This window comes from Aeromicrobium sp. REDSEA-S32_B7 (assembly GCF_001626145.1).
Classification (GTDB): domain Bacteria; phylum Actinomycetota; class Actinomycetes; order Propionibacteriales; family Nocardioidaceae; genus Aeromicrobium; species Aeromicrobium erythreum.
Window position 1 is genome coordinate 1 of sequence record NZ_LUNF01000101.1, and the last position, 17227, is coordinate 17227.

At 73.0% G+C, this 17227-nt stretch carries 16 protein-coding genes, 1 pseudogene and 1 riboswitch; of the genes and pseudogenes, 5 read left to right on the plus strand and 12 right to left on the minus strand.

The window, feature by feature from the left end; all coding sequences use genetic code 11:
- Window positions 1-73 precede the first annotated feature (73 nt).
- Together A6Q79_RS07435 and A6Q79_RS07440 are read left to right on the plus strand one after the other, a co-directional pair.
- A pseudogene (locus A6Q79_RS07435) lies at window positions 74-643 on the plus strand (acyl-CoA dehydrogenase family protein); the annotation flags it as partial.
- Window positions 644-1025: 382 nt separating this feature from the next.
- A complete protein-coding gene (locus A6Q79_RS07440; protein ID WP_286690598.1) occupies window positions 1026-3143 on the plus strand; it encodes a PhoX family phosphatase in 2118 nt (705 codons plus the stop codon).
- 79 nt (window positions 3144-3222) lie between these two features.
- On the opposite strand, the gene A6Q79_RS07445 is transcribed toward A6Q79_RS07440, so the two are convergent.
- The 12 genes from A6Q79_RS07445 to A6Q79_RS07500 all read right to left on the minus strand — a co-directional run bounded on the left by A6Q79_RS07445 (window position 3223) and on the right by A6Q79_RS07500 (window position 15330).
- Complete coding sequence (locus A6Q79_RS07445; RefSeq protein ID WP_286690599.1) at window positions 3223-3606, minus strand: hypothetical protein; 384 nt, start codon at window positions 3604-3606, stop codon at window positions 3223-3225.
- Window positions 3607-3733: 127 nt separating this feature from the next.
- The gene (locus tag A6Q79_RS07450) at window positions 3734-4555 is read right to left on the minus strand and encodes an SDR family oxidoreductase (RefSeq protein WP_286690600.1); all 822 of its coding nucleotides are present in this window, start codon (window positions 4553-4555) and stop codon (window positions 3734-3736) included.
- Window positions 4552-5778, minus strand: coding sequence for an acyl-CoA dehydrogenase family protein (locus A6Q79_RS07455; RefSeq protein WP_286690601.1), 1227 nt, complete (start codon window positions 5776-5778; stop codon window positions 4552-4554). Before A6Q79_RS07455 ends, A6Q79_RS07450 begins: the two co-directional genes overlap by 4 nt.
- A 1-nt stretch (window position 5779) precedes the next feature.
- Window positions 5780-6238 (minus strand): MaoC family dehydratase, encoded by a 459-nt coding sequence (locus tag A6Q79_RS07460; protein ID WP_067853399.1) that lies wholly within the window; start codon window positions 6236-6238, stop codon window positions 5780-5782.
- A 97-nt stretch (window positions 6239-6335) separates the two neighbouring features.
- On the minus strand, window positions 6336-7025 hold the full coding sequence (locus tag A6Q79_RS07465; RefSeq protein WP_286690602.1) for an energy-coupling factor transporter transmembrane protein EcfT: 690 nt from the start codon (window positions 7023-7025) through the stop codon (window positions 6336-6338).
- The gene (locus A6Q79_RS07470) at window positions 7022-8344 is read right to left on the minus strand and encodes an ATP-binding cassette domain-containing protein (protein WP_286690603.1); all 1323 of its coding nucleotides are present in this window, start codon (window positions 8342-8344) and stop codon (window positions 7022-7024) included. Before A6Q79_RS07470 ends, A6Q79_RS07465 begins: the two co-directional genes overlap by 4 nt.
- Window positions 8345-8430: 86 nt before the next feature.
- Window positions 8431-9069 carry an ECF transporter S component gene (locus tag A6Q79_RS07475; RefSeq protein ID WP_286690604.1) on the minus strand — a complete coding sequence of 213 codons (639 nt, stop codon included), beginning with the start codon at window positions 9067-9069 and terminating at the stop codon, window positions 8431-8433.
- A riboswitch (TPP riboswitch) is annotated at window positions 9059-9170 on the minus strand. (Overlaps the previous gene by 11 nt.)
- Before the next feature lie 9 nt (window positions 9171-9179).
- Window positions 9180-9533 (minus strand): hypothetical protein, encoded by a 354-nt coding sequence (locus tag A6Q79_RS07480; protein WP_286690605.1) that lies wholly within the window; start codon window positions 9531-9533, stop codon window positions 9180-9182.
- A complete protein-coding gene (locus tag A6Q79_RS07485) occupies window positions 9533-10102 on the minus strand; it encodes a hypothetical protein (RefSeq protein ID WP_286690606.1) in 570 nt (189 codons plus the stop codon). The genes A6Q79_RS07480 and A6Q79_RS07485 overlap by 1 nt, the downstream gene beginning before the upstream one ends.
- A 146-nt stretch (window positions 10103-10248) precedes the next feature.
- A complete protein-coding gene (locus tag A6Q79_RS07490) occupies window positions 10249-13920 on the minus strand; it encodes an Ig-like domain repeat protein (protein WP_289016656.1) in 3672 nt (1223 codons plus the stop codon).
- 233 nt (window positions 13921-14153) lie between these two features.
- Complete coding sequence (locus tag A6Q79_RS07495; RefSeq protein WP_286690608.1) at window positions 14154-14552, minus strand: ankyrin repeat domain-containing protein; 399 nt, start codon at window positions 14550-14552, stop codon at window positions 14154-14156.
- A 124-nt stretch (window positions 14553-14676) separates the two neighbouring features.
- Window positions 14677-15330 carry a GAF and ANTAR domain-containing protein gene (locus A6Q79_RS07500; RefSeq protein ID WP_286690609.1) on the minus strand — a complete coding sequence of 218 codons (654 nt, stop codon included), beginning with the start codon at window positions 15328-15330 and terminating at the stop codon, window positions 14677-14679.
- A 122-nt stretch (window positions 15331-15452) separates the two neighbouring features.
- Between A6Q79_RS07500 and A6Q79_RS07505 the strand changes: the two genes are divergently transcribed.
- The 3 genes from A6Q79_RS07505 to A6Q79_RS07515 form a co-directional block, all read left to right on the plus strand.
- The gene (locus tag A6Q79_RS07505) at window positions 15453-16106 is read left to right on the plus strand and encodes a GPP34 family phosphoprotein (protein WP_286690610.1); all 654 of its coding nucleotides are present in this window, start codon (window positions 15453-15455) and stop codon (window positions 16104-16106) included.
- Window positions 16107-16176: 70 nt separating this feature from the next.
- Window positions 16177-16722: an NUDIX hydrolase family protein gene (locus tag A6Q79_RS07510; protein WP_067853374.1), complete on the plus strand. Its 546-nt coding sequence runs from the start codon at window positions 16177-16179 to the stop codon at window positions 16720-16722.
- Window positions 16667-17227 (plus strand): MFS transporter (locus A6Q79_RS07515; protein ID WP_317697486.1); only part of this gene is annotated, 561 nt, incomplete at its 3' end. The genes A6Q79_RS07510 and A6Q79_RS07515, both read left to right, overlap by 56 nt.

Sequence of the window (17227 nt, forward strand, 5' to 3'; positions counted from 1 at the left end):
CTGCTCTACCGAGCGAGTGATCGGTAGGGGCGCCCGGAGGTCGGGCCCGACCCACACGCGGAGGAGGAGAGCCATGCAGGTCTCGCAGGAGGTCCAGTCGATCGTCGAGAGCACCCGTGCGCTGGTGCGCGAGGTCGTGCTGCCGCTCGACGACGAGCACGACGGCGACATCGAGGCCGCCGGCGGCGAGCCCGTAGGCGCGCGGCTGCAGGCAGCGGCGAAGGAGGCGGGGGTCTTCGCGCCGCACGCCCCCGTCGACTGCGGTGGTCTGGGGCTCGGCATGGTCGACCGGGCGCCGGTCTTCGAGGAGGCCGGCTACTCCCTCTTCGGCCCGGTCGCCCTCAACATCAACGCCCCCGACGAGGGCAACATCCACATGCTCGACCACATCGCCTCGACCGCCCAGCGGGAGAAGTACCTCGAGCCGCTCGCCCGTGGCGACGTGCGCTCGGCCTTCGCGATGACCGAGCCGGCGCCGGGCGCAGGCGCCGACCCCTCGATGCTCGCCACGCGGGCGACCAGGGTCGACGGCGGGTGGGTCGTCAACGGACTCAAGCGCTTCATCACCGGCGCCGACGGGGCCGGCTTCTTCATCACCATGGCCCGCACCAGCGGGGAGCCGGGCGGTGCCGGTGGCGCCACCATGTTCCTCATGCCCGCCTCGACCGAGGGGCTGACCGTCACCCGACACGTGGGCATGGTCGACACCTCGATGCTGGGCGGCCACTGCGAGGTCCTCTACGAGGACGCCTTCGTGCCCGACGAGGACGTGCTCGGCGGCGTCGACGAGGGCGGTCAGGACCTCGCCGACGAACTGTCCGGCGGCACGCATCTCGTCGACCTGGGCGGGGGTGCGGAGCTCGATGGCCATGTCGCCGAGGGTAGTCCGCCCGGCCCACCCGTCCGCCGAGCAGGCCGTCACCTCGTGTTCACCGCAGGTCCACGTCGGCGTGGGGCGTCTTCCCTAGCGTCAGCACGTCGAGGGGGACGGCCCGACGTCCCCCGGCTCTGGAGGAATTCTTCTCGTGACGATCTCGCCCGAACGCCCCCTGCTCCCCGTCGTCCCGCTCACCGGCGACGTCGAGGGCTGCTCCCCCACCGCCCCCTGTGCGTCCGGCCGCGCGGCCATGACGTGTCTCTACCGCTGCGGCGACGCGTGCTCCCACGACGCGCCCAACACGTCGTCGAACGAGACCTTCGCCGACGTCATGGCGCAGGTCGCCAGCCGCCGCGGCGTCCTGCGCGCCGGTGCCGTCATCGGTGCCGCCACGGCCGCCACCGCCGCGTTCGCCGGCCCGGTGGCCGCCGCCCCGGTCAGCCTGCCCTCCGCCCAGCGCGGCCCCGCGTCGACGACCGCGAAGAAGGGCCCGTTCGGGCTGCGCTTCCGGCCCGTCGCCCCGAACACCGCCGACGCCCTCACCGTGCCCGAGGGCTACACGCAGGACGTCGTCATCCGCTGGGGCGACCCGCTGTTCAAGGACTCGCCGCGCTGGTCGCCGACCACGCAGAGCGGTGCCGCGCAGCGTCGCCAGTTCGGCTTCAACAACGACTTCCTCGCCCTGCTCCCGCTCGCACGCGGCACGCAGCTGCTCGTGGCCAACCACGAGTACACGACCGAGGAGATGATGTACCCCGGCTACGACCCGGCCAACCCGACCAAGGAGCAGGTCGAGACGTCGTGGGCCGCGCACGGCCTGTCCGTCGTCACGGTGCAGGAGACCCGCTCGGGCTCGCTGAAGCCGGTCGTCGGCCACCGCCTCAACCGGCGGTTCCACACGCAGTCGCGGTTCGTGCTGACCGGGCCCGTCGCCGGGCACGCGCTCGTCCGCACGAAGGCCGACCCGAAGGGCCGCACGGTGCTGGGCACGCTGAACAACTGCTCCGGCGGCACCACCCCCTGGGGCACCTGGCTGACCGCGGAGGAGAACTTCAACCAGTACTTCGCCAACGCCGCGCAGGTCAGCGACCCGACGACGGCGCAGCGCCTCGCCCGCTACGGCGTGTCCGGCAACGCCACGACCCGCCAGTGGGAGAAGTTCGACGAGCGCTTCGACCTGACCGTCGAGCCGAACGAGGTCAACCGCTTCGGGTGGATCGTCGAGATCGACCCCTACGACCCGACGTCGACCCCGCGCAAGCGCACCGCCCTCGGCCGCTTCAAGCACGAGGCGGCGCAGCCGCGCATCACGAAGGACGGTCGCGTCGCGGTGTACATGGGCGACGACGAGCGCTTCGACTACCTCTACAAGTTCGTGTCGCGCGACAAGGTCAAGAAGGGCACCTCGCGTGCGGCGAAGCGCCACAACGACACGCTGCTCGACCACGGCACGCTCTACGTCGCCCGGCTGACCGGTGACTCCCCGTCGGCGCAGATCGACGGCTCGGGCACGCTGCCGAAGGACGGCGAGTTCGACGGCTCGGGCGCCTGGATCCCGCTCGTGAGCGGCGACCGCTCGTTCGTGCAGGGCTTCACCGCCGAGGAGGTGCTCCTGTTCACGCGCCTGGCCGCCGACCAGGTCGGCGCCACGAAGATGGACCGCCCGGAGGACGTCGAGCCGAGCCCGGTGAGCGGCAAGGTCTACGTCGCCCTGACGAACAACTCCAACCGCGGCGCGTCCGGCAAGGCCGGCCCCGACGAGGCCAACCCGCGCAAGGCCAACAAGAACGGCCACGTGCTGGAGCTGACGGAGCGTCGCAACGACAGCGCGTCGACCCGTTTCGAGTGGAACCTGCTGCTCGTCTGCGGTGACCCGAACGACGCGTCGACGTACTTCGGCGGCTACGACAAGTCGCAGGTCTCGCCGATCTCCTGCCCCGACAACGTCGCGTTCGACCGGCACGGGAACCTGTGGATCTCCACGGACGGCAACGCGCTCGGCTCGAACGACGGCCTGTTCGGCGTGGCGGTGGAGGGTCGTGACCGCGGCCTGACCCGCCAGTTCCTCACGGTGCCGTTCGGTGCGGAGACCTGCGGTCCGGTCGTGCAGCGCAAGCGCGTCCTGGTCTGCGTCCAGCACCCGGGCGAGAAGGACGGCGCCACCGCGGACGCGCCGGCGTCCCACTGGCCCGACGGCGGCACCTCCCTGCCCCGTCCGGCGATCGCCCTCGTCCGACGCAAGGACGGCGGCGACATCGGCGCCTGATCTCCCACCGGCGCCGAGCACGACGCCCCGCCCGGGTCACGGGCGGGGCGTCGTCGCGTCAGGGGGCGAGGGTCGGGACTCAGCCCAGGCTGCGGCGTGCTGTCGTCATCTGGTGGCAGACGACGGCGGCGACGAGGGCGGCCGTGCCGAGCGTCGCGAGGGCGTGCGCGCCCAGCAGCGCGCCCTCGGGTGCGGAGAAGACGGCCGACGTCAGCGCGGCACCGCCGACCAGCGACGCAGCGGCCGCGGCGTGCACCAGCGGGGTGCGCTGCTCGGAGGCGACCGTCGCCCACGCCTGGTAGCAGATGCCGGCGACGACGAGGGCCGCCACGACGAGCAGGACGCGGCCCGGCAGGACGAAGCCGTCGGGCCACGGGACGTCGCCCAGCACGTCGGTGACGTAGAGCGCCAGCACGACGAGCTCGGCGAGGGCGGGCACCACGAGGCCGGGTCCGATCTTCATGGCCGCGACCCTACCCACCCCGCCCGCCGACCCCGCAGCCCTGGCCCCTCACCGCGTTCTGCGGACCTGGTGACGGTTTGTCCGGCGGAAACCGTCACCAAGTCCGCAGAACGCGGAGATCGGGGGATCAGGACTCGAGGGTGCGGCGGTAGCGCTGCATGCCGGCGACCCAGCGGTCGGGGTCGGACGCCTTCTGGGCCCACATCGTGGCGACCTCGGGGTGGGGCAGGGCCTGGAAGCGGCCGGCCTCGACCGCGTCGAGGATCGTGGCGGCGACGTCGGACGCGTCGAGCGCCTCGCCCGCCGACGTGACCGCCCGCATGCCGAGACGCGCGTCGGTGTCGGTCGACGTCTCGCCCTCCTCGAGCATCGCCGTGCGCACGCCCATCGGGCAGGCCGTCGTCACCTGGACGCCGCGGTCGCCGTAGGTGGCCGCCAGCCACTCGGCGAAGCCGACGGCGGCGTGCTTGGTCACCGAGTAGGTGGGCGAGCCCAGCTGGGTCAGCAGCCCCGCCGCCGACGCCACGCTCACGAAGCAGCCCGCCGGGCCGTCCGTCGCGCCCCGCTCCAGCCACTGCGGCACGAGCGCCCGCGCCGCCGCCACGTGGGCCATGACGTTGACCTCCCACGACGCCGCCCAGTCCTGCGGCGACGCGTCGAGGCCGAAGCCCTGGAAGACGCCGGCGTTCGCGACGTAGAGGTCGACGGGGGCCGGCGACGTCTGCAGCACGGCGTCGACGCCGATCTGCGCCGTCACGTCGGCCGCCCGGTGCAGCACCCGCTCGCCGAACTCCTCGCCCAGCGCCGAGGCCGCGTCGGCGAGCCGGTCGCCGTCGAGGTCGGCCAGCACGACCGAGGCGGCACCGCGCTCGAGCAGCGCCCGCGCCACCGCGAGGCCGATGCCCCCGGCCGCGCCGGTGACGACGGCGGTCGCGCCCTCCACCCTCATCCGCGAGCCGCGTACTTCTTCAGCTCGGCGCGCGCGAGCGAGGCCTTGTGCACCTCGTCGGGCCCGTCGGCGAAGCGCAGGGTGCGGATGCCGGCGAACATCTCCGCGAGCGGGAAGTCCTGGCTGAGGCCGCCGGCGCCGTGCACCTGGATGGCCTTGTCGAGGATCCACTCGACCGTCTGGGGCGTGGCGATCTTGATCGCCTGGATCTCCTTGTGGGCGCCGCGGTTGCCGACGGTGTCCATGAGCCACGCGGTCTTGAGCGTCAGCAGGCGCAGCTGCTCGAGCCGCACGCGCGACTCGGCGATCCAGTCCTGCACCACACCCTGCTGGGCGATCGGCTTGCCGAACGTGGTGCGGCTCAGCGCCCGCTCGCACATGTACTCGACGGCGCGCTCGGCGATGCCGATCGAGCGCATGCAGTGGTGGATCCGGCCGGGCCCGAGACGGGCCTGGGCGATCGCGAAGCCCTCGCCCTCGCCGCCGATGAGGTTCGACGCGGGCACGCGGACGTCGGTGAACCGCAGCTCGGCGTGCCCGCCGTGGTCGCGGTCGTGGTAGCCGAAGACGTGCATGCCGCGCACGACCTCGAGGCCCGGGGTGTCACGCGGGACGAGGATCATCGACTGCTGGCGGTGCCGCTCGGCCGACGGGTCGGTCTTGCCCATGACGATGAAGACCCGGCAGTTGGGGTTCATCGCGCCGGTGATCCACCACTTGCGACCGTTGATGACGTACTCGTCGCCGTCGCGGACGATCGAGAGCCCGATGTTGGTCGCGTCGGAGGAGGCGACGTCGGGCTCGGTCATCGCGAACGCCGAGCGGATCTGGCCGTCGAGCAGCGGACGCAGCCACTGCTCCTTCTGCTCGGGGGTGCCGAACATGGTCAGCACCTCCATGTTGCCCGTGTCGGGCGCGGCGCAGTTGAGCGCGGCCGGCGCGAGCTGGATGGAGCGGCCGGTGATCTCGGCGAGCGGCGCGTACTGCAGGTTGGTCAGGCCGCCCTCCTCCGGGTGGCCGGCCAGGAAGAAGTTCCAGAGCCCGCGCTCGCGCGCCTGCTCCTTCAGGCCGTCGAGCACGGCCGGCGGGTCCCAGCGGTCCTCGGCGTAGAGCGCCTCGATCTGCTCGGCGGCCTCGGCCTCGGCCGGGTAGACGGCCTCGTCCATGAAGGCCTCGAGCTTGGCGATCAGCTCCGTGGTGGTCTCGTCGAAGGCGAAGTGCATGTCAGGCCGCCGCCATCACGTAGACGACCTCGGCGATGCAGACCGGCTTCTCGGCGCCCTCGCGCTCGACGACGAACGTGATGACGGCCTGGGTGCCGATCGGGATGTCGCTGGTCTCCTTGAGCGTCGCCGTCGCGCGCAGCCGCGAGTCGACCGGGACCGGGTTCGGGAAGCGCACCTTGTTGGCGCCGTAGTTCACGCCCATCGCCAGGCCGTTGACCGCGTAGATGTTCTCGGAGAAGACCGGCAGGAGCGACAGCGTCAGGTAGCCGTGCGCGATCGTGCCGCCGAACGGCCCCGACGCGGCGCGCTCGGGGTCGACGTGGATCCACTGGTGGTCGCCGGTGGCGTCGGCGAAGGTGTTGATCTGCTCCTGCGTCACGGTCACCCAGTCGCTGGTGCCGAGCTCCTGCCCGGCAGCTGCCTTGAAGTCGTCGAGACTGTCGAACACGCGGGCCATGGGACTACCTCCGGGACAGGTCGCCCTCGGGCGACGACTAAGCGCTTGCTTAGTTCGCAGCCTAGACGACCTCGTCCGCTTTGTGCACCCCTGCGACCTACGTCAGGACGCGCGCGACCACGGGCACGAGCGCCAGGAGGGCCGCGACCACGACGACCGTCGTGTCGCGCGGGGTCCACGGCACGCCCTGCGCCCAGGTGCGCCGCGTCGCGGTCGCGAAGCCGCGGGCGTCCATCGCGATCGACGTCCGCCCGGCGTCGCGCAGCGCGGCGGCCAACATGGCGAAGGTGACCGACCCGGCGTGCCGCACCGCCGACACCGGACCGTGCGGACCGGTGCCGCGCACGCGGCGGGCCCGGAGCACCTGCTGCAGGGTCGCGCCGAAGCCCGACACCCGCTGCAGCGACGCGACGAAGGCGGCCACGGGCCGGTCGGGCAGGTGGAGGCGCTGCGCGAGCTCGTCGCCCAGGTCCGACAGGTCGACGAACGCGACGACCACGGCACCCGGCCACGCGAGCACCAGGATCCGCAGCGCGGCCACCGGCGCATGGTCGGGGTTGCCGAGCCGCCAGGCGGAGTACGCCACCAGGCCGGCGGAGACGCCGCACAGCGCGAGGCAGGCCAACGGGTAGCGCCACGACGGCAGGACGAGCAGGCCCGCCAGCGCCCAGGCGCCCGCCGCGGCGACGGCGGACGGCAGGTCGCGGACGGCGAAGGAGCCGATCAGCGCGGCCAGCCCGATCCACAGCAGCGCCAGCGGGTTCGTCTGCGCCAGGGTGCGTCTCATCGGGCCACCTCCACCCGGCCGGGTGCCAGGTCGACGACGTCGGCGTCGTGGGTGGCCGTCGCGACGACGGCACCCTGCCCCGCCGCGGCGAGCGCGAGCCCGACCACGGCCGCCCAGGTGTCGCGGTCCTGGCCCACGGTCGGCTCGTCGAGCAGCACCAGCTCGGGCCGGTGCGCCACGGCCGTCAGCATCGAGACGCGTCGCTGCTCGCCGCCGGAGAGCCGGAAGGGGTGGGTCGAGGCCAGCGCACCGAGCCCGACGACGTCGAGCAGGGCGTCGACGTCGACGGTGCGACCGGTCCGCCCGGCGGTCAGCGCGACCTCCTCGCGCACCGTCGCGGCGACGAACCCGTGCTCGGGGACCTGGGACGACCAGCCGACCTGCGCGGCGAGCTCGCGGCTGCGGAGCCGGTGACGCGACGGGGACACCCGCCCCGACGTCGGCTCGAGGAGCCCGCCGAGGGCGGCGAGCAGCGTCGACTTGCCGGCACCGCTCGGCCCGGTGACGGCCGTGAGCCGGCCCGGGTCCAGCCGGGCGTGCACGCCGTCGAGCGCACGGGTCCGCGTGACGCCGCGCATCGACCGACTGGTCAGCTCGACCACGAGGTCCTGGGCCACGACGGGGGTCGCCGGGCCAGCCGGGGCCACGAGGCGCGGGTCGACCTCCAGGGGCCTGAGGGCGGGCAGGCCGGGCATCCAGAGTCCGAGCCGACCCATGGCCTCGACGTGGTCGCGCTCGAGCACGTCGGGAGCGACGTCGGCCAGGAGCGTGCCGTCGCGCCCGAGCACCAGCACCCGGTCGACGAGGTCGAGCCACGGGCCCATGCGGTGCTCGACGACGAGCAGCGTGGCACCGCGGGCACCGACGGTCGCGCGCACCGCCTCGCGCACGGAGGCGGCGTGGTCGGGGTCGAGCATCGACGTCGGCTCGTCGAGCAGCAGCACGTCGGGCGCGACGGCCAGCGCGCCGGCGAGCGCCAGGCGTTGCAGCTCCCCGCCGGAGAGCGCCGCCGTCGGGTGCTCGCGGCCGTACGGCAGCCCGACGTCGGCCAGCGCACGGTCGACACGGCTCCAGATCTCCGGTCGGGGCAGGGCGCGGTTCTCCGGGCCGAACGCGACGTCGCGACCGATCCGCTCGGCCACCACCGCGTCGCCGGGTGCCTGGGGCACGAAGCCGACGACCCCGCCGACCTCCACCGAGCCGGTCAGGTCGCCCGACAGCGTGGTGCCGAGGGCGCCGACGAGGGCGTGGAGCAGCGTGGACTTCCCCGCGCCGCTCGGGCCGAGGAGCATCACCCGCTCGCCGGGGTCGACGCGCACGTCGAGGCCGGTGACCACCGGCTCGCGACGCCCGAGCGGGCGCCAGGTCAGGCCCTCGACGCGGACCTGACCTGGCTCGAGGTGGCTCAGACCGCGGTCCGCTCGTGCAGCTCGCGACCGGGTCCGAAGGCGTCGAGCACCCCGGCGCGGGCCAGCGCGCGCACCAGCAGCCACCCTCCGGCACCGGCGACGACCGCGCCGGAGAGGGCGAAGAGGCCGAGGTGGATCAGGCGGTCGGTCCCGGAGAAGACGCCCTCCCAGTAGGCGAACCACTCGTAGACCGAGCCGAAGGCACCGGCCCCGGCCCCGGCCAGGACGGCGACGCCGAGCGAGAACCGTCGGTACAGGAACAGCGCGAGGACGAGCTCGGCGCCGAGTCCCTGCACCAGGCCCGAGGCGAGGACGCCCAGACCCCACTCGGTGCCGCCCGGGACGAGCGCCGACACCGCGGCGGCGGCGAGCTCGGTCACGAGCGCCGCGCCCGGGCGGCGGACGATCAGGCCCCCGACGACACCGGCGAGGAGCCAGGGCCCGGCCAGCACACCGACGGACGGCGGGAACGAGAAGACCGCCAGGGCACTGATGCCGCCGTAGGCCTTCCCCCAGACCCAGAAGGTGACGCCGAGGGCGACGGCGAGCGTCGCGATCGTGACCAGGTCGACGGTGCGGTACCGCAACGACGACCCCAGGTCGGTGGACGGACGCGTGGATGCAGAACTACTCATCGTGACTCCCTTCGCCGGTGCTAACCGGAGCAGGTTCAAGGGTCTGCGGCTGTTCCGCACTCTCAGCGCCCTCTGCGGGTGGCGCTCCCCTGTCGTTGGTGAGGTCCACCCTAGCGTCGTCGCGCCTCGGGCGGCGCGCCGAGCCAGGTGTTGGTCACCGCTGCCACGACACGCGCCGGCGTCGAGCATCGCTGCCGTGCGAGCTCGGCCTCCACTGCGTCGTCGAAGACCTCGAGGGAGTCCTCGGCGCCCAGCAGGAGATGCACGGTCCGGCGCTCGTCGGGGCCGATCGGCGTGGTGGAGCGCAAGGGCCAGTCCTGGGCGAGATTGCGCAGGTGCGGAGCGCCCTCGTGCGCCTGCTCCAGTCGCCGCCTCGCCTCCTCCTCCGTGCCGACGACGATCGCAGGCTCCAGCGCGTCCTCGTCGGGGCCCAGCTCGACGACCCACGCACTCCATGTGGTCATCAGCCACCGCACTTCAACGTGACGCGGTCCGGGTAGACCCGTGCGTAGTAGGTCTTCCCGCCGAAGACGACGGTGCCGAGGGTCGTACTTCCCCACCCGCTGCTCTCGTCGCTGACGCAGGCAAACCCTACGTTCTTCTGTTGAAGCGACGACTGGCCCGCGTTCGCCGCCGTCTTCGTGCCTTTGAGCTTCCACCAGATGAAGGACTTGTAGCGCATGTCCGTCGAGTGTCGGATGCTCGTCACCGCCGTCGTGCACTTCGTCTGCGGCTTGGTCCCGACCTTGCCATCCGAACGGATGCGGATCGGAGACGGATAGAGCCTGCACGGACCGTACGCGACCCCAGCGGCCGCCACGCGTCCAGACTCGAGCCCGTCCAACAGTCGTTCGGCCTCGGCTGGATCGCTCGCAGCGACGTACCGCCCATCCGTGGCGGTAGCTCGCGGCACGAACTCGCTGTCCGTCAAGTCGTCGCTTCCGTCAGCCTGCGCTGGGACGAAGGCGGCCGGGCCCAGTACGAGGATGCCGGCCAGCACCGCCGCAACGCCTCTACCGTCAAGACGTCTCATGGTCTCCCCCTGTGTTGATCGATGGACCACCTCGACCGTAGACCGACACCGTCGCGCGACGCCACGAGCAGCGTCGTGGATCGCACGGACGGACGACGGGCGCCCGGTCCGTGGTGGACCGGACGCCCGTCGGCGTGCTCAGCGCGTCAGCGGATGCGCACCCCCTTCGTCGCGCTGGTGCTCCCGGTGAAGGAGCCGTCGCCCACGTAGACCGTGCGGACCGACAGCGTGCCCTTCGTCCTCGGCGCCTTGAGCGTGGTCACGACCGTGCCGCCGGACAGGCGCACCGTCTTGGCCCAGGTGAACGACTTGGCGCCCGGCGCCTTGACGTACACCCGCACCGAGCCCGACGGAGCGACGCCCGCCACGGTCGGCGAGACCGTCGCGCGCACCCGGTACGTCGCGCTCCGCTTGACCGACGACGTCGCGTTCGTGACCGTCGTCGTCGCGCGCTTCACCACGGTGACGTCGGCCGTGGCCGTGCCGCTCGCCTCGACCTCGTCGGTGCCGTCGAAGACCGCGCTCACCGTGTGCGAGCCGACCTTCAGCGTGGCCGGGAGCTCGAAGCGTCCCGTGCCCTGGGCGTCGAGCCTGACCGTCACGGGCGTTCCGGCGACGGTGACCGTCACCGTGCCCTCGTCGGCCCCGGCGACCGCCACGGCACCCTTCAGCGGGTCGCCGAAGGTGCTCTCGGCCGACGCCATGACCAGCGCGATCGTCGAGGCACCCTTGGTGAGGGTGAACGAGACCGCACCCGACTGCGACGCCTGCGCGGTCGCCGTCTTCGCGAGCGACGCCACCAGCTCGTGCGAGCCGGCCTTGAAGCCGGGCACCGCGAGGGTGGCCGTGCCGCCCTCGACGACCGACGTGCCGAGCACCGTGTCGCCGTCGGCGAAGGTGACGGTGCCGCCGTCGCCGCCCGTGACCGTGGCCGTGAGCGTCACGGGCTGGTTGATCGCCGGGAGCTCCGGGTCGATCGCCAGCGCCGTGGACGTCTCGGTCAGCACCTCGAGCGAGCCGGTCGACGTGAGGCCGTAGCCCGCGCCGACCGCCTTGACGGTCGCCTCGCCGATGGCGGCGTCGGCCGGGACGGTCGCGCTGAGCACGGCCTTCCCGGAGGGGTCGGCGATCGCGGTGCCGAGCGTGCTCGAGCCGAGCGAGAACGTGACGCCCTCGCCGGACCGGTAGCCCGACGCCGTCAGCGTGACCGCACCACCCGGGGCGGGCGTGGGGTCGTCGACCGTGACGGCACCGACCTCGGTCGAGCGCGCCAGCTCCTCGCACGGGTCGCCCTGCGCGCCGACCGGCGGCAGCGCCGTGGCCGAGCCGGTGACGCCGTCGTCCTCACGGACCGTGAGGTAACCGAACGCCTTGGCACCCATGACCGCACCGGAGGTGTTGATCGCCGAGACCTTCACCGCGGTGCTCGCCGACGTCGACGCCAGGCTGTCGCCGAGGATCGACCCGGTGACGACCTTGCACGTCTCGCCGGGCGCGAAGGTGACCTTCTCCATCGCGATGCCGGCGCGGCCCGAGGCGGAGCCCAGGACGCTGACGTAGGCGACGACCGGCTTGGTCGCCGGCTGGGCGAGGTAGACGCCCACGTCGGCGGTACCGGCCGAGGCGCCCTCCTCGACGGCGGTCGCGAAGACGTTGACGGTGTTCTCCTTCTTCACCGTCGGCGTCCCGAGCGAGGACGACTCCCACGCGAGGTCGGACAGGTACGCCGCCCCCGTGGTCGTCGCGTCGGCGCCCGTGGCCGCGGTCAGCCGCACCTCGCGCACGTCGGACACGTCGAGCCCGGCGTCCTCCAGCGTCGAGGTCGGCACGTTCACCTGCTGCAGCACGATCTTCTTGAGCACCGTCGTCGTCGAGTCCGACGGCGCCGGCAGCCGCACGAGCGCGTACGGGTTGAGCGCCGAGACCTTCGACGACCACGTCGCGCCCGAGCCGTCCTTGACCGCCAGGGTCAGGTCGGTGCCGGTCACGACGGTCTCGTCGGCGGCCACCTTGAGCGACAGCCGGTCGAAGCCCGTCGCGTCGCGCTTGGCCTTCGGCACCGTCACCAGCACGGCTCCCGTGTCGCCGGTCCAGGTGAACCGGGTGACGGGGGTCGCGGGCACGTTGCCGCCGTTGCTGGCGGGCGTCCAGTGCGGCACCTGCGACGACGCGAGCGTCGAGCAGGCGGGCGCTGCGGCCGGGATCGTGCGTCCGGTCAGGCTCGCGCACGGCTGCGCCGTGGCCAGGCCCGAGGTGCGCACGAGCGAGCTGGTCGACTCGAACGACGTCAGCGTCGAGCGCGCCGAGGAGGGCGCAGTCGTGACGGTGCGGACGTCGGCGTTGCCGACGACCTCCGGGCGCGTGCCCGAGCCGTCGAACATCGGCAGGAACTGCTTCTCGGCACCGAGCGTGAGCCGGAACCAGCCGGCCATGTACGCCGTGCCCAGGTCGTACTGGGCGTCGGCCGACAGGCGGATCGACGTGGCGGCGACGGCCGGGACCGGACCACAGGTCTGGTTGGTCGACGTGGCGCCCCAGTCGTCGCTGACGCCGGCCGGGAACTTCCCGGGCGTCCAGACGGTGTTGAAGAAGTTGTGGTTCGCGCCCATGACCCAGGTGCCGGCCCGCAGCGCGTCGTCGTCGAACGCGTAGCGCGAGTCGTCGAGCATGTGCTGACCCTGCTGGTTCGACACGTCGCCGTCGCAGTACGGCAGGACGACGTTGAGCGGCACGTTCGGCACCGTCATGCGACCGAAGTCGACGGGCGCGAGCGGCAGGAGGCTCTTGATGCCGAACGGCTCGTCGAGCGCCGCGTTCAGCGTGGCCGCCGAGGTGATGCCCTCGCCACCGCGCGAGTGACCCATGAGACCCACGTCGGACAGGTCGAACCGGCCCTGCAGGTCGGCCGCGGTGAGCGGGTCCTGCAGCGCGTCGTCGAGGGTGACGTCGAGGTCGCGGGCGTCGTCGTGCAGCGTGACCGGCTGGCCGGCGTCGGCCTTGCGCAGCAGCGACAGCGTGTCGAGGACGAGCTGGCCGCGCGCCTGCGCACCCTGGTCGGGCGAGCGCGGGTTGTCGTTGGCGTTCACGGCGTTGGCCGAGATCGAGATGACGGCGTAGCCGTGGCTCGCGAGGGCCTGGCCCGTGCCGTCGTACCCGGCGTAGCTCGGGATCGACAGCGGACGCGTGCCGGAGCACGGCCACGCGAGCGACGCGCTGGAGCTGCCCTCGGCGTAGCAGGTGGAGTGGCGCCCGTGCAGCAGCAGGACGACCGGACGCTTCCCGCCCGTCTTGGGCAGGTAGAGACGCCCCTGCATCTCACCGCGCACGCCGCCGATGTTGGCGAGCGCGACTGACTGGGTGCCGAAGTCGTAGTCGGCCTGCGTGTACTCGTAGGTGCCGGTCGACGCGGGGTTCGCGTCGAGCGTCTCCAGGGTCGCTGGGTCGGCGAGGTCCTCGGGCTGCGCCACCTCGCCGGTGCGCTCCGCCTTCGCGGAGGCACCGCGGCTCGCCCAGCCGGCCTCGACGCTGGACGCGTCGGCGACGGCGGGGTCGCTGGTCAGCACGGTGAGCGTGTCGCCCTTCAGTGACTCGGTGGCGATGCCGATGTCCTTGCCGTCGACGACGAGCGTCGGGGCGTCGTCCTTGACGGGCAAGGGGGTGTCGAGCTCGAGCGTGACGGCGTAGCCGCCCGGAGCGCGTTCGACGCTGAAGTCAGAGCCCGACGCCACGGTGGCGCCGATGGCGCTCGTGGTGCCCAGGGCTCCCAGGAAGGTCGCGGTCAGGGTGGCGGTCAGCAGACCGCCGGCGACCCGTCGCATGGATGCGTGCACAGGTGGTGTCTCCCTCGTGACGAGCGACCGCGCTCAGGGGGTGGCACGGCTCGCGCGCCCAGCCTGGAGGCGCTGCGTTTCATGCAGGACGCGTCCGACCACCCCTCGACGTTACATTTGTTGCGACAGCGAACAATTTCGTGACGATGTGAGGAAAACGCCCCGAACCGTCCGGCGGCCTGCTACTCGTGGGGAGGGGGCGCTGGCAGGCCCGATCGCCCTCAGGCGGGTCCGACGAGGTCGGTGCGGCCGAACATCTCCGCCGTCTGGCGAGCCGTCGGGTGCCCGGCGTCGGGGTCGGCACCCGCCTCGAGGAGCGTCCGCACGACCTCGTCCTCACCCTTGAACACGGCTCCCGCCAGCGGGCTCTGCCCCCGGTCGTTCAGGGCGTCGACGATCGCGCCGCGCTGCACCAGCGCGGCGACGGTGTCGGCGTGGCCGTGGTAGGCGGCGAGCATGAGCGCGGTGTTGCCCGACGCGTCGGTCAGCTCGACGGGGACGCCGGCGTCGACGTGCGCCGCGAGCCGCTGCGTGCGCCCTTCCCGTGCGTCGTCGAGCAGGGACTGCGCGAGCTCGACCGCACGCGGGTCGAGGGGGGAATCGTCGGGGGTGGCGCTCATGGCGCGACCGTAGGACGGACGCGACGTCCGCGCATCCCGCTCCCGGTCCCACGGGGACGGCCCCAGCGGCTTCTGGCCAAACCGCCGGGGTCGTCCGTCCGGGGCTTACCCGCCTGCAGCAGGTTCACGACCAGCTGTCGTCGAGCGCTCCGAACCCCTTCCGGGCGACCTGCTCGGCCACCTCGCGCAGCTTGACGTTGCGGTCCTGGGAGTAGCGGACGAGCACGTCGAAGGCCTGCTCGGAGCTCAACCCGAACCGCTCGACCAGCCGCCCCTTGGCCTGGCCGATCACGTCCCGGCTCGCGAGCGCGGACTCGAGGTTGTCGACCAGGTCGGCGCCGCGCACGGCCACGGCCACGTGCGCCGCCAGGGCCAGACCCGCGTGCAGGTCGTCCTCGTCGAAGCCTGCGACGGTGTCGGAGTACATGTTCATGCACCCGAAGGTGTCCCCCGTGGTGAACAGCTGGACGCACAGCATGGACCGGAACCCGAGCCGCTCCGCCGCCACCCGCGACCACCGGGGCCAGCGGTCCTCCTCGCGCAGGTCGACGCTGCGGACCGTCTCGGACTGGTGGATCGACTGCACGCAGGGACCGTCCTGCAGCTCCACCTGCAGGGCGTCCGCCTGCTCGACGCGCTCCCCCGTGGACGCCTCGGTCGTCACTCGGCCCCCCGCGTGGACGACCGAGACCCCGGCCTCGTCGCACCCGCCCACGAGCCGCGGCGCTGACCGGACCGCGGTGAGGACGGTGTCCCTGAACCCTGACTTCGCGCTCATCGAGCGAGCGAGGTCAGCGAATTGTTCCCAGTCCTCGACGGCCACCCTCGGGACTCTTCCAGTCAGGAGGCGCTCTGACAAGAGCCGCTCCCCGCGGGGGACCACGCGCCTAGGCTGGCCGCATGTCCGTCGCGAAGAACCTGCTCCTGGTGGCGATCGACGCCCGCACCGGCCGGGTCCGCGTGGTGACCCGCACGGTCGAGGCGGCGCTCGGGGGCGCGGCCCTCATCGACCTCGTGCTCCTCGGCCGGCTCCGGCTGGAGGGCAGCGGGCGCAAGGCTCGCGTCGAGGTCGTCGACCGCACCCCCGTCCCCGACCCGGCCCTGCAGCAGGCCTTCGAGCGCGTGCGCGAGCAGGGACGCCAGACGCCGAAGTCGACGATCGCCCGCCTGGGGCGGCGCCAGCGCGCCGTCGTGCTGCGTGACATGGAGGCTGCGGGGACGATCCGGCGACAGCGACGCCTGGTGCTCGAACGGTACGACGTCGCCGACGTGGTGCAGCGCGACGACCTCGTCGGCCGGTTGCGCGCCGTGCTGCTGCAGGAGCAGCCCGCCGACGAGACCACCGGGCCGCTGGTGGGCCTCCTCCTGGCCACCGGCCACCTCGGCATCGCCGTGACCGACCGGCGCGAGCTGAAGGTCGCGAAGGAGCGGGCCAAGGTCGTCGCCGAGGGCGACTGGGCGAGCGAGGGCGTCCGCGGGGTCCTGCAGGACGCGCAGAACGCGATGACCGCCGTGCTGACGACCGGGGCCGTGCTCAGCGCGATCAACCCCTGACCGCCACCGCCCGACCGGTCGTCGGCCCGCACCCGCCAGGGCGGTCGGGTCCATGAGGGAGGATGTGGCCATGGCGTCCGTCCGCACCCCCGACCCGAACCCCGGCTGGCTCTCCGAGATCGCCCTCGAGGAGACCCGCTCCCGGGTGCCGATCCTCTACGTGGAGGGCATCCCCGTCCGGGTCGACTCCCACGGTCGCGTCGAGCACGTGGGGCTGCTGCTCCGCGGCTCCGCCACCACCGGCGCGATGAGCCGCACGTTCGTCTCGGGCCGTGTGACGCACGGCGAGTCCGTGCGCGACGCGCTGCTGCGCAACCTCGAGAAGGACCTCGGGCCCACCGCGTTCCCGCAGCTGCCCTCCTCGATCGTCCCCTTCACGGTCGCCGAGTACTTCCCGCTGCCAGGCGTCGCCCCGCTGCACGACGCGCGCCAGCACGCCGTCGCGCTCGTCTACGTCGTGCCGGTCACCGGCGAGTGCAACCCGCGCCAGGACGCGCTCGAGCTCACTTGGATGACGCCGCAGGAGGTGCTCAGCCCTCTCGTGCTCGACGAGATGGAGGGTGGCCGCGGCACCCTCGTGCGGCAGGCGCTGGCGTACCTCGGCGCGCTCGACTGACACCCGACCCGGTCGCGCGGCTCCGTCGGTCGGGGCCCACCATGGAGCGGTGGCGTCCCCGAACCGATGGCTGATGCTCGCGGTCGGCATGCTGGCGCAGGTCTCCGGCACGGTCGCCGCCAACGCGGCCGTCGCTCTGATCCCCTTCCTCACCCGCGACCGCGGGCTGACCCTCGGCCACGCCGGGGCGCTCGCGTCGGCGTCGCTGCTCGGCACCACCGTCTCCCTCGTGGGGTGGGGCGTCGTCGTCGACCGGTGGGGTGAACGGCTCACCCTCACCCTCGGTCTCGTCGTCACCACGGTGGGGAGCGCCGCGGCGGCGTTCGCGGACGGCTACCTCCCGCTCGCCGCCTGCTGGTTCGTCGCGGGCGTGGGCGTCGCCAGCTCCAACGCCGCCAGCGGTCGGCTCGTCGTCGGCTGGTTCCCGCCGGAACGTCGCGGCACGGCCATGGGCATCCGGCAGGCCGCACTGCCCCTCGGGGTCGGGCTCGCCGCCGTCCTGGTC

Coding starts and splice junctions, on each gene's coding strand:
- A6Q79_RS07445 (WP_286690599.1), bottom strand. CDS start 3,606: ATGAAGATCGGACCCGGCCTCGTGGTGCCCGCCCTCGCCGAGCTCGTC.
- A6Q79_RS07450 (WP_286690600.1), bottom strand. CDS start 4,555: ATGAGGGTGGAGGGCGCGACCGCCGTCGTCACCGGCGCGGCCGGGGGC.
- A6Q79_RS07455 (WP_286690601.1), bottom strand. CDS start 5,778: ATGCACTTCGCCTTCGACGAGACCACCACGGAGCTGATCGCCAAGCTC.
- A6Q79_RS07460 (WP_067853399.1), bottom strand. CDS start 6,238: ATGGCCCGCGTGTTCGACAGTCTCGACGACTTCAAGGCAGCTGCCGGG.
- A6Q79_RS07465 (WP_286690602.1), bottom strand. CDS start 7,025: ATGAGACGCACCCTGGCGCAGACGAACCCGCTGGCGCTGCTGTGGATC.
- A6Q79_RS07475 (WP_286690604.1), bottom strand. CDS start 9,069: ATGAGTAGTTCTGCATCCACGCGTCCGTCCACCGACCTGGGGTCGTCG.
- A6Q79_RS07480 (WP_286690605.1), bottom strand. CDS start 9,533: ATGACCACATGGAGTGCGTGGGTCGTCGAGCTGGGCCCCGACGAGGAC.
- A6Q79_RS07485 (WP_286690606.1), bottom strand. CDS start 10,102: ATGAGACGTCTTGACGGTAGAGGCGTTGCGGCGGTGCTGGCCGGCATC.
- A6Q79_RS07490 (WP_289016656.1), bottom strand. CDS start 13,920: ATGCGACGGGTCGCCGGCGGTCTGCTGACCGCCACCCTGACCGCGACC.
- A6Q79_RS07495 (WP_286690608.1), bottom strand. CDS start 14,552: ATGAGCGCCACCCCCGACGATTCCCCCCTCGACCCGCGTGCGGTCGAG.
- A6Q79_RS07500 (WP_286690609.1), bottom strand. CDS start 15,330: ATGAGCGCGAAGTCAGGGTTCAGGGACACCGTCCTCACCGCGGTCCGG.
- A6Q79_RS07505 (WP_286690610.1), top strand. CDS start 15,453: ATGTCCGTCGCGAAGAACCTGCTCCTGGTGGCGATCGACGCCCGCACC.
- A6Q79_RS07510 (WP_067853374.1), top strand. CDS start 16,177: ATGGCGTCCGTCCGCACCCCCGACCCGAACCCCGGCTGGCTCTCCGAG.